The 13,299-nt window shown below is 45.0% G+C and carries 14 protein-coding genes; 13 read left to right on the forward strand and 1 reads right to left on the reverse strand.

Annotated elements, in window-relative coordinates; all coding sequences use genetic code 11:
- Together RWJ43_RS03440 and holA are read left to right on the forward strand one after the other, a co-directional pair.
- Window positions 1-1,004 (forward strand): MBL fold metallo-hydrolase (locus RWJ43_RS03440; protein WP_314007787.1); only part of this gene is annotated, 1,004 nt, incomplete at its 5' end.
- Entirely contained in the window at window positions 988-1,959 is a 972-nt protein-coding gene (gene holA, locus RWJ43_RS03445) for a DNA polymerase III subunit delta (protein WP_314007790.1), read from the forward strand. The genes RWJ43_RS03440 and holA, both read left to right, overlap by 17 nt.
- 72 nt (window positions 1,960-2,031) lie before the next feature.
- Here holA and rpsT read toward each other — a convergent pair whose 3' ends face one another.
- Window positions 2,032-2,295: a 30S ribosomal protein S20 gene (rpsT, locus tag RWJ43_RS03450; RefSeq protein WP_314007792.1), complete on the reverse strand. Its 264-nt coding sequence runs from the start codon at window positions 2,293-2,295 to the stop codon at window positions 2,032-2,034.
- 108 nt (window positions 2,296-2,403) lie between these two features.
- Here rpsT and lepA point away from each other — a divergent pair, with 108 nt between their 5' ends.
- The 11 genes from lepA to RWJ43_RS03505 all read left to right on the forward strand — a co-directional run.
- Entirely contained in the window at window positions 2,404-4,215 is a 1,812-nt protein-coding gene (gene lepA, locus RWJ43_RS03455) for a translation elongation factor 4 (protein WP_314007794.1), read from the forward strand.
- A 9-nt stretch (window positions 4,216-4,224) separates the two neighbouring features.
- Complete coding sequence (gene dusB, locus RWJ43_RS03460) at window positions 4,225-5,316, forward strand: tRNA dihydrouridine synthase DusB (protein ID WP_314007797.1); 1,092 nt, start codon at window positions 4,225-4,227, stop codon at window positions 5,314-5,316.
- A 9-nt stretch (window positions 5,317-5,325) separates the two neighbouring features.
- Window positions 5,326-6,573, forward strand: coding sequence for a radical SAM family heme chaperone HemW (hemW, locus tag RWJ43_RS03465; protein ID WP_314007800.1), 1,248 nt, complete (start codon window positions 5,326-5,328; stop codon window positions 6,571-6,573).
- Window positions 6,574-6,652: 79 nt separating this feature from the next.
- Window positions 6,653-7,270 carry an SAP domain-containing protein gene (locus RWJ43_RS03470; RefSeq protein ID WP_314007803.1) on the forward strand — a complete coding sequence of 206 codons (618 nt, stop codon included), beginning with the start codon at window positions 6,653-6,655 and terminating at the stop codon, window positions 7,268-7,270.
- A gap of 190 nt (window positions 7,271-7,460) precedes the next feature.
- Window positions 7,461-8,567 carry a DnaJ domain-containing protein gene (locus tag RWJ43_RS03475; RefSeq protein WP_314007806.1) on the forward strand — a complete coding sequence of 369 codons (1,107 nt, stop codon included), beginning with the start codon at window positions 7,461-7,463 and terminating at the stop codon, window positions 8,565-8,567.
- Between the two features lie 33 nt (window positions 8,568-8,600).
- Window positions 8,601-9,806 carry a molecular chaperone DnaJ gene (gene dnaJ, locus RWJ43_RS03480; protein ID WP_314007809.1) on the forward strand — a complete coding sequence of 402 codons (1,206 nt, stop codon included), beginning with the start codon at window positions 8,601-8,603 and terminating at the stop codon, window positions 9,804-9,806.
- Window positions 9,806-11,077: a MiaB/RimO family radical SAM methylthiotransferase gene (locus tag RWJ43_RS03485; RefSeq protein ID WP_314007812.1), complete on the forward strand. Its 1,272-nt coding sequence runs from the start codon at window positions 9,806-9,808 to the stop codon at window positions 11,075-11,077. Before dnaJ ends, RWJ43_RS03485 begins: the two co-directional genes overlap by 1 nt.
- An 11-nt stretch (window positions 11,078-11,088) precedes the next feature.
- Window positions 11,089-12,048: a PhoH family protein gene (locus RWJ43_RS03490; protein WP_314007815.1), complete on the forward strand. Its 960-nt coding sequence runs from the start codon at window positions 11,089-11,091 to the stop codon at window positions 12,046-12,048.
- Window position 12,049: 1 nt separating this feature from the next.
- Window positions 12,050-12,559, forward strand: coding sequence for an rRNA maturation RNase YbeY (gene ybeY, locus RWJ43_RS03495; RefSeq protein WP_314007818.1), 510 nt, complete (start codon window positions 12,050-12,052; stop codon window positions 12,557-12,559).
- On the forward strand, window positions 12,559-12,936 hold the full coding sequence (locus RWJ43_RS03500) for a diacylglycerol kinase family protein (RefSeq protein ID WP_314007821.1): 378 nt from the start codon (window positions 12,559-12,561) through the stop codon (window positions 12,934-12,936). The genes ybeY and RWJ43_RS03500 overlap by 1 nt, the downstream gene beginning before the upstream one ends.
- Window positions 12,937-12,948: 12 nt before the next feature.
- Window positions 12,949-13,299, forward strand: a 351-nt coding sequence (locus tag RWJ43_RS03505; RefSeq protein WP_314007823.1) for a GTPase, incomplete at its 3' end; no start/stop codon positions are given.

The following is a 13,299-nucleotide window of genomic DNA, read 5'->3' on the forward strand; positions in this document are numbered from 1 at the left end:
CTTCTTTTTTATCTGAAAGATCTTTTGCAAGCTTGTCGTTAATTGAAATGATTTTGATAGTTTCATTGCTTGTGTTTGCAGCAATGGTGGCTCTTTACGTGTTTTGGCCTAAGGGAAAAAGAGCGGTTTTAGTTGGCATATGTTCAATGGTAGTTATGCTTATTTTGGGTTTAAGTATCTACTGGAAGTTTTTCTCGCCAACAAGGATTTGTGTGATGGATATTGGTCAGGGAGATGCCATATTGCTAAGCGATGGCGCACACTCCCTGCTTGTAGATACAAGCGTGGGAGATGCGGTTAACGATGCTCTGGAGCGCCAACATATTTCATATCTTGATGCAATTTTGCTCACACATCTTGATGAGGACCATGCTGGTGGCGTGAGGTATATGGTTGGTTCGGTAAAGGCAGGCCGGGTATTAGTTGGAGAAGGAATAACAAAACAAGAAAAGCATGAGTTACAAAAAGCCATTCAGAGAATTTCTGGTAGTTGTTCCTATGAAGTTTTATATGGGGATGAATTTGATGTTGGTCGCTTTCATGTCCGGGTAGTGTGGCCACATAGGGGATATAAAGCTAAAGAAGCTAATAATGCGTCGGTTGAGCTCTATGTGACGTATAACGATGGGCAAAATACTTTAACTACGCTTTTAACGGGAGATGCTGAAAGAGATCAAACTAAAGAGACGGTGACATCGGGTGATGTTGGAGATATTGATTTCTTAAAAGTTGGACATCATGGAGCGGCAAAGTCACTCTATCCAGAAACTGCTCGCGCGCTAAAACCCGAGGTAGCAGTTGCAAGTGCTGGAAAGAATAATCGTTATGGACATCCTAAACAGGAAGCGGTGGATATCTTAGAGGGTGTCGGTGCAAGATTTTATTGCACAAAAGATTATGGAGACGTCACGGTATTTCCTGGAGAACATGGACCTAGGGTGAGCGTGCAACATGCTAAAGTAGATACAGAATTAGAGGAGGAAAAAGATGGCGGAGCAGGCTAAGTTACTAGCTGCATATTTGGCTGTTGGCCCTGATGAGATGAAGCGTGCAAGGGCTATTGATAAGCTTAAAAGCCGTCTTAACCAGAGTTTTATTACCTTTAACCTTGATGAGATTTCTGTAAGTGCTGAGCTGACTCCAGAATCTGTTCTGTCATCCGCTCAAACACTTCCTATGGGTGATTCTAGACGAATTGTTGTCATTGATGATGCAAGTAAATTGCCTAAGTCTGTGTCAGAGGCTCTTGTTGAGTATCTAAAGAACCCCAATCCAACTACTACGCTGATGCTTTCTGCAAGTAAACTTGCCAAAACAACAAGGCTCTACAAAGCAGTTGACGCTTTAGGTAAGCTCGCAGTTATTAATTGCGGTGCAATGACCAGAAGTGAATTGCCTAAATATATAGGAGATCTAGGAAGAAAGTATGGGCTACAAATTCCAGCAAATGTGGCCAACGAGCTTGTAAGTCGTGTTGGTGATAATACCACCATGCTTGATTCTCAGATTAAATCTCTAGCAGCTCTGTTGGGTCGTCCTGGTGCAATTGACGTTCAGTTTGTAGAGACTCATGTTGCTCGAGTGGTTGAGGTCAAGCCGTGGGATTTTCTCGACAGTTTATCAGCGAGAAATGCTCAAAAGGCTTTGGAGCTTTATAGTCAGATGGATGAATCGGGAGCGATTGGAAATCTGTCACTAATGACTGGACGCGTAAGAGAGCTTATTTGCGCCAGGTCTATGGTTAAGCGAGGTACAGAACGGGAAATTGCTCCAGTTTTGGGCAAGCAGGACTGGCAAGTAAGAAATTATGCACGATGGGCGCGTCAATTTGCAGATGGCGAGCTTGAACATATTCTGGGCCTCTGTGCAGATGCAGAACGTGGTCTTAAGAGCGGAGAAGATAAAACAACCACAATGACCAAGCTTATCTTTGCTCTGTGCGGCGTCGCAAATGTGTAGATTCAAAGAATTCAGGTAAGAAAAAACGGACTCCAAGGAGTCCGTTTTAAAAAGTTTAAAAGTAGATAAGAACTACTTAAGGGTGTTAACAAGCTTCTGAATGCCGCTCTTACGCTGAGCAGCCTGATTCTTGTGTACGATGCCCTTGGAAGCAGCCTTGTCAAGAAGGCGGGATGCCTTGTTAGCTGCAACCTGTGCGTCCTCAAGCTGGCCTGCCTCAACAGCAGTGCGAACTGCCTTAATAGCAGTCTTAAGCTCGGAACGGACAGCCTTGTTGCGCTGGCGTGCCTTCTCAGCGGTGAGAATACGCTTCTTCTGAGACTTGATGTTAGCCACGTGCGGTTCCTTTCGGTGTTTACTATGTGAGGCCTCTTCGCTGAGACACGTTTGAGGCAGCTGTTGAAGTATAGCACGAAGGGGGTAGTTTACGCTATTATTTTCCTTATGAATACACAGGATACTTCACATATTCGCAACTTCTCTATTGTTGCGCACATCGATCACGGTAAATCTACCATCAGTGACCGCATTTTGGAGCTTACTCATACCGTTGAAGAACGCGATATGGAGTCACAGCTCTTGGACACTATGGACATTGAACGTGAGCGTGGAATTACCATTAAATCAAACGCAGTCCGCGTCATGTATGACGCAGATGACGGAGAGCGCTATCAGTTCAACCTGATTGACACCCCAGGCCACGTTGACTTTACCTATGAGGTCTCAAGGTCTTTGGCTGCTTGTGAGGGTGCAGTGCTGGTTGTTGATGCAACGCAAGGTGTTGAGGCACAGACTGTCTCAAACGCCATGTTGGCCATGAACGCTAACCTGGATATTGTTCCTGCAATCAATAAGATTGATCTTCCATCTGCTCGACCTGAAGAGGTACGTGCAGAAATTGAAGATGTTCTTGCTATCCCGGCTGATGATGCGGTATGTGTCTCTGGTAAAACAGGTGAGGGTATTCACGAGCTCCTTGAGGCTTTGGTGTATTTGGTTTCTCCTCCAAAGGGAGACCCTACAGCTCCACTTAAGGCGCTTATTCTTGACTCGTATTTTGACCAGTTCAGAGGCGTCGTTGCAACAGTGCGTGTTTTTGATGGTTCAATCAAGGCCGGCAATCAGCTTCTTATGATGCAGGGATCTATGCCTTTTCTTGTTGAAGAAGTTGGCGCTAAGAGACCTCTTGAGATGGCTGTTGACCAACTTTCTGTTGGTGAAGTTGGCTATGTGGTAACTGGCCTCAAAGATCCTGAAGCTGTCCGCGTTGGAGACACGCTTACCTATAAGCAAAATCCTTGTGCAGAACCACTACCGGGTTACCGCGAGGCAAAACCGATGGTATTTACTGGTCTTTTCCCGGTTGATAACAAACAGTACGAGAATCTCCGTGACGCACTTGATAAGTTGCACGTTAATGATCCATCTCTTACGTGGTCTCCAGAGACGTCTGTTGCTTTGGGATTTGGCTTCAGAGTAGGCTTTTTGGGTCTTCTCCACATGGAGGTTGTCAAAGAACGTCTTGAGCGTGAGTTTGATCTGGACTTGATTGCCACCAGTCCCTCTGTTGACTATCACGTGTACAAGACCGATGGAACTATGATTGAGATTACCAGTCCTCAAGATCTTCCAGAGGTCACCAAGATTGACCGCATTGATGAGCCATACCTAAAGGCAAAGATTATTGTACCTCCTGAGTTTGTTGGTACGGTTATGCAGCTTGTTGTTGATCATCGTGGCGTATCTGAAGACATGGTGTATCTGTCTGATAAGTCCGTCGAGATGATCTTTAGCATTCCTTTGGCTGAGCTTATCCTGGACTTCTTTGACCAGCTTAAGAGTAGAACTAAAGGTTATGCCTCACTTGACTATGAGTTTGATTCATATCGAACTTCTGACCTGGTTAAGCTTGATATCTTGCTTGCTGGAGACGTTGTTGATGCGCTCTCGTTTATTGTTCACAAGGACAAAGCATACGATCTTGCTCGCGGCCTTTGCGACAGGCTTAAAGGCATTATTCCACAGCAGCTCTTTGAGGTTCCTATTCAGGGTGCAATTGGCAATAAAATCATCTCTCGCTCTACCGTTCGCGCACGTAGAAAAGACGTCTTAGCTAAGTGCTACGGCGGCGACATTTCCAGAAAGCGCAAGCTGCTCGAGAAGCAAAAAGAGGGTAAGAAGCGCATGAAGCAGATAGGCTCGGTCGAAGTGCCTCAAGAGGCATTCTTGGCTGTTCTCAAGGTTGATGACGAGTAGAAGGTATCTGTGGAATCGCTTCAAACTATTATTGCAACCTGTGCCCCTGAAGCTGGTCTTTCTTCTCGCATTATTCCTTTTGCGTCAGGTACCACACTCAAGGAGCGCCTGTCTGCAAATCCCGTGCTTATGGCTCCTATGGCTGGCGTCAGCGATGGTGTGTATCGCACTATGGCTCGAGCGGGCGGAGCAGGTCTTGCGTATTCAGAAATGGTTTCTGTTGCAGGAATTCATTATGGTGGCGAGAAAACCTGGGAGCTTGTAGAGTCTCTTGCAACTGAGCCCGATATTGCTGTTCAACTCTTTGGTTCAAAGCCAGATCAGTTTAAAGAAGCAGCAGCTCAGATTAGCGAGCGTTTAGGGGATAAGCTGGCTCTTATCGATATCAATATGGCTTGTCCTGTTCCTAAGGTGGTTAAAAAAGGGGAGGGTTCAGCCCTTCTGGACACCCCAGAGCTTGCTGCAGATTTGGTTAAGGCTTGTCTGTCTGAGGTTAACGTACCTGTTACTGTAAAGATTAGGCGTGGTAGACGTCAGGATGAGGAAGTGGCACCTGAGTTTGCTCGCGCCATGGAGGCTGCTGGAGCATCTGCCGTTGCTATTCACGGTCGCTTTGCTACCCAGATGTATCGTGGTCAGGCAGAGTGGGAGACCGTTAATAGAGTTTGTGATGCTGTTTCAATTCCGGTCATAGGCTCTGGCGACATGCTCTCTGCTGAAGCAGCAGCTCATGCTCTTACAGAGACAGGTGTGACGGCTGTAATGATTGCTCGTGGAACGTACGGAAACCCGTGGATATTTAAGAACACTCAAGCTTTAGTTGAGGGTCAACCTGTGTTTGTTCCAACGCTTGATCAAATGCTTGCATCTTTTATGATGCACGTAAAGTTGCTTGATGCTGCAGATATTCATATTGCTCGCGCTAGAAGCCTCTCTACCTGGTATTTTAGAGGTATTCCAAACGCAGCTTATTGGCGTGGAAAGTCAGTAAGGTGCGTTACGGCCCAGGATTTTATTGATCTTGCGCTAGAGATTAAAGCAACTGTCAAGCAGCTTGAGGGTGAGCAAGAATCTTCTGAGCACAATCTGTTTATGAGCTAGTGATCTGTTGTGGATTCCTGGCAGTCTAAATACAACCAAACGGCTACTCCTGCGTTATACCTGCATATTCCGTTTTGTGCACAAAAATGCTTCTATTGCGATTTTTCTTCTTGGTCCACAAGACAAGACGATAATCGCATGAAAAATTACGTTAATGCACTAAAACATCAGCTAGATGAAGCCGCTCAACTTGGGCTGTTAGCAGCTACTAAAACGGTTTATATGGGAGGCGGAACTCCCAGCTTGCTTGGGCAAGATGCGGCAGATTTGGCGCAGAACGTCTCAGCTCTTACGCAGCCTAGTGAGTTCAGCATGGAAGCAAATCCAGACTCACTATCTGACGATCTTCTCGCCAATCTCTCTAAAGGTGGAGTAACGAGAATTTCTTTGGGAGTTCAAAGTTTTAACGACAACGAGCTTAAGAGGCTTGGCAGAATTCACTCGGCAGACCTCGCGTATGACAGGGTTTTAGCCGCAAAAGAGCGTGGTTACGACGTGTCGGTTGACCTCATGTGTGCTATTCCCGAGCAAACAGAGAACTCCTGGGAGTATTCGCTTTCAAGGTTTATCTCGCTTGGGGTGGACCATGTGAGTGTCTATCCGCTTACTATTGAAGACGGCACGGCGTTAGCTAAACAAACCCAAGATAAAGACACTCCTTGGAACGCCTATGACGTGCAGGCAGATCGAATGCAAGCTGCTTCAAAGACGCTTCAAGCGGCGGGATTTGTTCGCTACGAGGTAGCAAGTTACGCACGAAATCAGAAGAGCTGCAAGCACAATAAGATGTACTGGACGGGAGAATCGTACCTTGGTCTTGGTACCAGCGCTGCAAGCATGCTCACCGCACCTGAGTACGATATGCTTGCAGAGCAGAACACCTCTTTACCTCCTCGTCCACAAGAAGCTGCTCGCGCACGGCTGGTAGTTGTTGATTCTCCAAAAAAAATTGCTGAAGGCGCATCGCTCTTCTCGACAGAGTTTGATGTTGAATTTTTAACCCATAGAGAAGCTGTGGCAGAAGATTTGATGCTGCATGCTCGCCTTATGGAACCAATTTCGCCTGCGCTATTGAATGAGTCTGAACGAGTATTTGGAGCGCCATCGATGCAAAAAGTGCTTGACTCCTGTTTGCATGATGAGCTGCTAGAATGCGTCAATAACGAAGATTCTAAGGATAAAACTACGTACAGGCCTACCGAGAAGGGCTGGCTGCTTGGAAACGAGCTCTATGGACGTCTTTGGGATTTAAGATAATGTTAGAAAAATTTATTTGATGTAGTTAGTATTTACTTGATGTTTCAAAATAATTGAAAAATAAGAAAAGGATTGAAGAATGGGAGAAAAAAGACCTAATTTTGATGATATTACATCTTTTGATGAGTTTATTAAGTATTACTGGTATCGTGAAGAACTTATGCAAATATGTAAGTCTTTAGGTTTGGAATATAGAGGTACAAAACAAGAGCTCAATAATATTATTGAGCAGTATTTTAAAGGTAATTTGATTAAGAAAAGACTTACAAAGAATAAAAAAGTCAATAAAAAAATTGTTACTTTAAATTCGTCATTGCTTGAGTGTGGCTTCTCATTTAATTCAAAGTTTAGAGAATATTTTTCTTCTTTAACAAAAGTTTCACCATTTAAATTTACTGCTGATATGGCTGCTGCTTGGAGAAAAGTTAAGAGAGAGAACAATAGTGCATTTACAATCAGGGATTTGTTAAATGTATATTATGGTGATTTAGATTATGCGAAATACGATAATTCGGCTTGTCAGTGGAATCAATTTTTAAAAGATTTTTGTGCAGATGAAAATAGCTATAACTATTCTAATAAATTAAAGGTGGCTTCTGTTCTTTGGAAAGAAGTTAGAGATTCAAAAGGTAAAAAAATCTATTCGAAAGATTTATTAACTAAGTATGCATTTAAAATACGGGAATATCATAAGTAAACATTTGATAATTTTCTTCATTTGCAGTTTGAAAAAGTCATGAACACATTCGATAGTATGTCGATTTTTCATGTATGTAGTTAACGAATATTCTTAATGGGATTTGGTTGCATTAAGTTAAAAACATGTGGGTACACTTTCAACTGTTCTTATAATCATAAGTTGTAACGGGTTGAATCGGAGAGATTTCATGGCTGCAATGAACGAGAAGGACTATTACGCCATCCTTGGTGTCTCTGAGTCCGCGACAGCTGAAGAAATTAGAAAAGCTTTTCAAACTAAAGCTCGTAAGCTTCATCCAGACATCAATAAAGAGCCCGATGCTGAAGAGCGTTTTAAAGAGGTTTCTGAGGCATATGCTGTTCTGTCAGATGCCGAGAAACGCCGTCGTTATGACGCAATGAGAAGTGGCTCTTTCTACGGTGGCGGTTATGGCCCCTCTGGTTATCCAGGTGGATCTGCGTATGGAGGTTCTCCTTTTGAGGGAGGCTTTCCGTTTGGCGATATTAACTTTAATAATTGGACTACTGGATCTCAAAAGCGCTCTCGCGCATATAAGCCTCAGACAGGTGCAGATATTGTCTACGACTTAACACTGAGTGATACTGATGCTAAAAATGGTGTTAAGAAAGGCATAACGTACCAGCGTTTTGTAACCTGTGATGCTTGTGCTGGTAAGGGATCTCAGCATAAGACTGAGGCAACCACCTGTCCTACCTGTCATGGAACGGGACACATTGATATTGATCTTTCTTCCATTTTTGGAGTAGGAAAGTTTAGAGTTGATTGTCCAGAGTGTGATGGTGCTGGACACGTTGTGCAGGATCCCTGCGACGTTTGTGGTGGTTCTGGACGTGTTTTGTCTGCAAGTGAAATTATGGTTGATGTACCAGCTAACTCGCATGATGGCGATCAGATCAGAGTTCCTGGAATGGGAAATGCAGGAACAAATGGTTCTGCAACTGGCGATTTTATCGTAAATATTAAGGTTCCTTCAGAGCAGTTGACGTTCCGTCAGCGCGCGGGAGCTCGTATAACGGGTATTACCTCAATGCTTTTAGTATTTGTGGCACTTAATTTGAGGTCACCACTTTTTGCTATTGTTTTGATTCCGCTTTTGATTTTTGGCATTAGAAATGTTCTTGCAGATGGCGTAAAGATGAACGCTGGTTGGTGGAGAAGCTTTGCGAATGCATTTGTTTCGGGAATCATCAATGGTGCCTTCTACTCAATTATTATTATGACTTTGTATGCTTGTACGGCCGGTTTGGGCCATGTTGGCTATATGGGAATTTAAGTTTTAGGTTTTACAAGGGGAGAGTTAGTAAGCGTGGCAGAGAAGAAAGACTTCTACGAGCTCTTAGGTGTTGCTCGTGATGCAGACCAAAAAACTATCAAGCGAGCTTTTTTAAAGCTTGCAAGAAAACTGCACCCTGATGTTTCTGATGACCCTCATGCAGAAGAAAAATTCAAAGAGGTAAACGAAGCTTATTCTGTGCTTTCAGATGAGCAAAAGCGAGCCAACTATGACCGTTATGGTGATCCTAATGGTCCATCTGGTTTTGGCGGTGGCTATGTGGATATGTCAGATATCTTTGGCGGCGGTTTTGGTGGCTTTGGAGATATCTTTGATTCCTTCTTTGGTGGCAGCCATGGTGGTCGAGGCGCTGCTCAACGCACTCGTGGTAGTGATATGGGTATCAGGTTGTCCATTACGTTGGAAGAAGCTGCAGCCGGAGTTACTAAAACTATCTCGTATAACAGACTTTCTACCTGCGATGACTGTAACGGCACTGGTCTTGGTGAGGGCGGAAAAATTGAAGACTGTCCACACTGTCATGGAACGGGTACGGTAGTCCAGGTTCAAAATACCGTCTTTGGTCAAATGCAGTCTCAGACAGTTTGTCCAGAGTGCCAAGGAACAGGTAAGAAGGTCGAGCATGCCTGCGAGACCTGTGGAGGTCAGGGAAGAACTCCTGATCACGAGCGTGTTTCTGTAGAAATTCCTGCAGGTGTTCATTCTGGCCAGTCAATTTCCATTGCAGGTAAAGGTGAAGCAGGCGTTAGAGGTGATACCTCTGGTGACCTTATCGTAACCATTGAAGTTTCCCAGCATAAAGATTTTGAGCGCAGGGGAGACGACCTCTTTACCTCAGTGAGCGTTGATTCCCTTGAGGCAATTGTTGGTACTACCGTGACCATTGACGGTATTATCAAAGATGAAACTATTGAGATTGCTATTCCGGCCGGATGTAAATACGGTCAGCAGCTAAGTGTAGCTGGTAAAGGTATGCCTCGTTTGCACACTAAGGCCCGTGGCAACCTTTACGTTCTGGTTCACATTGAGACTTCAACTGGGTTGACTAAAGATCAGTTAAAGACGCTAACCTCCCTTATTGATGAGCGCAAACAAAGTGGCGCTCAAGAAACTCAAGATGAGTCACATACCACTCAATCTGAAGGTAAAGATTCTTCAGATCACAAAAATAAGAACGCCAAAAAGACTTCCAAGAAGACTTCCAAGAAGAGGCGCTAATGGCTCATGGTATTGCGCTCATAAATCTTGGATGTAGGGTAAATCGCGTTGAGCTTGATTTAATGGCGGATTCACTGCTTCGCATGGGATGTCGCATTGTTGAAGAAGATGAAGCTCAGGCAATTGTTATCAACACCTGTGCTGTCACCGCAGAAGCAGAAGCTAAGACGAGAAAAGCTGTGCGTAAAGCAGCGCTTATGCCGGGAGCCCCTCTTGTAGTAGCAACGGGTTGTGTTGCAAGTCTTTTTGCTGATGAACTTGCCTCGCTTGCTCCTAACGTTGTGGTAGAAGCCGAGAAGGACAAAGTTGCAGATAGGGTTCTTGAAGAGCTAGGTTTTGCACCAGAATCCGTAAGCGACGACGGACTTGTCATCTCCAAGCCTACTCCAACAGGTCGTACGCGCCCTGGCATCAAAATTCAAGACGGTTGCGATAATCGTTGCACCTTCTGCATTGTGTGGAAAGCACGTGGCGCAGGTAAGTCTCTTGATCCTCGTGAAGTTGTTTTGCAGGTAAAAGATGCTATGAGCAGAGGAGCTCAAGAGGTTGTTCTTACGGGAATCAACCTTGGCAGCTATAAGGCTCAACTTGAGGATGAAGGTGGAAGAATTCTACGTCTTCCTGACCTTCTCGAGTATGTGCTCGAAAAAACCGAGGTTGGTCGCTTGAGACTATCGTCTCTTGAGCCACCAGATGTAAATGCTCGTTTGGTAGAGGTAATTGCTGCCTCCAACGGAAGAATTGCACCTTTCCTGCATATCTGCCTTCAGTCCGGATGTGACGCTACGCTTGCTCGTATGGGCAGGGTGTATAGGACAGAGCTTTATCGCAACGCTGTTGAGGAAGCTCGCTCGGTACTGCCAACTATTGCGTTAGGAACGGACCTTATTGTTGGTTTCCCTGGAGAAACTGATAAAGAATTTGAAGAGTCGTTTGAGTTTTGTCGTCAGATGGGCTTTTCAAAGATGCACGTATTTAGGTACTCCAAGCGACCTGGAACTCCTGCGGCTACCGCTCCAAATCAGGTAGATCCAAAGGTGATGGCTGAACGCGCCAAGAAAATGCGTGATCTGGGTAATGCCATGCGCTTTGATGCTGCTAAGAAGCTTGTTGGTACCTGCGATAATGTGGTGGTACAGTATCCTGGTAGGGGAATTTCTGGCGGTCTTTTTGATGTTCAGGTTGATCCTACTATTGAGCTTGATGAGCTTATTGCTATGCGCTTTGACGAAGTTTTACCTAATGGAACGCTAAAAGCCACTCGTTTGTAAATTGGGGGAACATGGAGCCAACACAGATTCGCTTAACTATTCCTGATTCAGTAGACCCTTTGTATCTGACGGGTCCAGCTGATAGTTTGCTCAGAGAAATCGAATCGTCATGTGCAGCTCTTATTTCAATCAGAGGTAAAGCAATCTTTTTGTCAGGCACTTCTCAAGAAATTGAGCAGCTAACACTTATTTTTTCTCGCCTGATTCAAATGGTTGAATCAGGATCTAGGCCAACGCTTGAAGATGTAAAGCTTCTACTAGATAGCACAAAAAGAAATGCCAGCTTAGAGCAAACAGGCACACGAACACTGTTTGTAACTCATAAAGGCAAAGCAATTCAGCCTAAAACACAAGGTCAAATTGAGTATACAAAGGCAATAGCAAACAACTCCATTACCTTTGGCATTGGTCCTGCGGGAACTGGTAAAACATATCTAGCGGTGGCTATGGCACTTGCTGCTTTAACATCTCAGCAAATTAGCAGAATTGTGCTGGTAAGACCTGTTGTAGAAGCGGGAGAGTCTCTTGGTTTTCTCCCGGGAACACTTCAAGAAAAGCTTGATCCCTACATCAGGCCGCTCTATGACGCGCTCTTTGATATGACCTCCATGGAGTACGCAAATAACCTTATTGAACAGGGAATTGTTGAGATTGCTCCGCTTGCATTTATGCGTGGTCGTACCATGAACGATGCATTTGTCATTTTGGATGAGGCACAAAATACCACGCCTGAGCAGATGAAAATGTTTCTGACTCGCCTGGGTTTCTCGTCAAAATTTGTTATTACCGGTGATGCAACGCAGCGAGACCTTGTGGGAAGAAGTGGTCTGGACGTTGCTCGACAGGTGTTGGGTAACCTGGAAGACGTTGCTTTTGTTGATTTAGATAGAAATGATATTGTTCGCCACACGTTGGTTGGTAAGATAGTTGATGCATACACTGCGTATGAGAAGAAACAGCTAGGGGAGTAACGTGGATAACGAGTACGACATTGTGATCGAAGAAGGCGTCGAGTGCCCAATTTCTGTAGAAGAGATTGAAGCCGATTGCAACCTCGTACTCTCTGAAGAGGGTGTAGAGCGCCCTTGTGCCGTGTCCATTTCCATTGTCAGCGATGAAGAGATTCAGCAGGTAAATCTTGAGTGGCGAGAAAAAAATGCGCCCACAGACGTTATTTCACTTGAGGTAGAGCGACCTGATGATCCAGATTTGGCTCCTGGTGAGATGTGTGAGCTGGGCGATATTATTCTGGCTCCTAACTTTATTGCACGTCAGGCAAAAGAATATGGCACTACGGAGGCAGATGAGTTTAGGCTCATGCTTGTTCACGCCATGCTTCACCTGCTTGGATATGACCACATTGAAGACGATGAGGCAGAGGTTATGGAGGCTCGTGAAGACGCCCTTGTTGCTCTGCTTTCAACGGATAGGACTATTGAGCCAGTTGTGTTGACTCGCCACCGTGAGGGGATTGACGAGTAATGATTCCGGGATCTAAGGGCAGACATCCAAGCTTTAAGCGCGGTCTTCTTTTTGCGCTACAAGGCGCACGTCAAGCGTTTGCTCAAGAGGCAAACTTGCGCCGTATGTCGGTAGCTGCTGTATTGACCGTAGTTGCGGGATTGTTTGTTGGCTTGGATGCCGTAAGCTGGGCACTTGTCCTTGCGTGTATTGGTGCGGTTTTAACTACAGAGCTCATTAACACTGCAATAGAAACTGTAGTGGACCTGGTTTCTCCTGAGTTTCATCCTATGGCTGGTAAAGCCAAAGATATTGCGGCGGCAGCTTCATGCTGCATTAGCATTACCGCAGCTCTTATAGGACTTTTGATTTTCTCGCGTGCAATTTTTCATTGGTAAGTTGGAGGATACATGACTACCAATTCAGTTTCTGAAAACACTTCATCTGAGACCACTCCCTTTAGGAGCGGCTTTGTTGCCTTAGTTGGTCGTCCTAGTGTTGGTAAGTCCACGCTGTTAAACGCATGTATGGGTCAGAAGGTGGCCATTGCAAGCCCTGTTGCCCAGACAACACGCCGTCGTTTTAGGGCAGTGGTAAACGGTGAGAACTCCCAGCTGGTCATTGTAGATACTCCAGGCCTCCACAAGCCCAAAGACGCTCTTGGAAAAGAGCTCAATAAGGCAGCGCTCGGAGAGCTTAATGACGCTGATGTCATTGCTTTTTTGATTGATACCACCAAGCCTGTTGGTCGTGGAGATGAG

The sequence above is a fragment of the Lancefieldella parvula genome (genome assembly GCF_963530955.1).
Taxonomy (GTDB): Bacteria; Actinomycetota; Coriobacteriia; order Coriobacteriales; family Atopobiaceae; genus Lancefieldella; species Lancefieldella parvula_A.

Coding starts and splice junctions, on each gene's coding strand:
- RWJ43_RS03470 (WP_314007803.1), top strand. CDS start 6,653: ATGGGAGAAAAAAGACCTAATTTTGATGATATTACATCTTTTGATGAG.
- RWJ43_RS03485 (WP_314007812.1), top strand. CDS start 9,806: ATGGCTCATGGTATTGCGCTCATAAATCTTGGATGTAGGGTAAATCGC.
- RWJ43_RS03475 (WP_314007806.1), top strand. CDS start 7,461: ATGGCTGCAATGAACGAGAAGGACTATTACGCCATCCTTGGTGTCTCT.
- RWJ43_RS03490 (WP_314007815.1), top strand. CDS start 11,089: ATGGAGCCAACACAGATTCGCTTAACTATTCCTGATTCAGTAGACCCT.
- RWJ43_RS03500 (WP_314007821.1), top strand. CDS start 12,559: ATGATTCCGGGATCTAAGGGCAGACATCCAAGCTTTAAGCGCGGTCTT.
- lepA (WP_314007794.1), top strand. CDS start 2,404: ATGAATACACAGGATACTTCACATATTCGCAACTTCTCTATTGTTGCG.
- holA (WP_314007790.1), top strand. CDS start 988: ATGGCGGAGCAGGCTAAGTTACTAGCTGCATATTTGGCTGTTGGCCCT.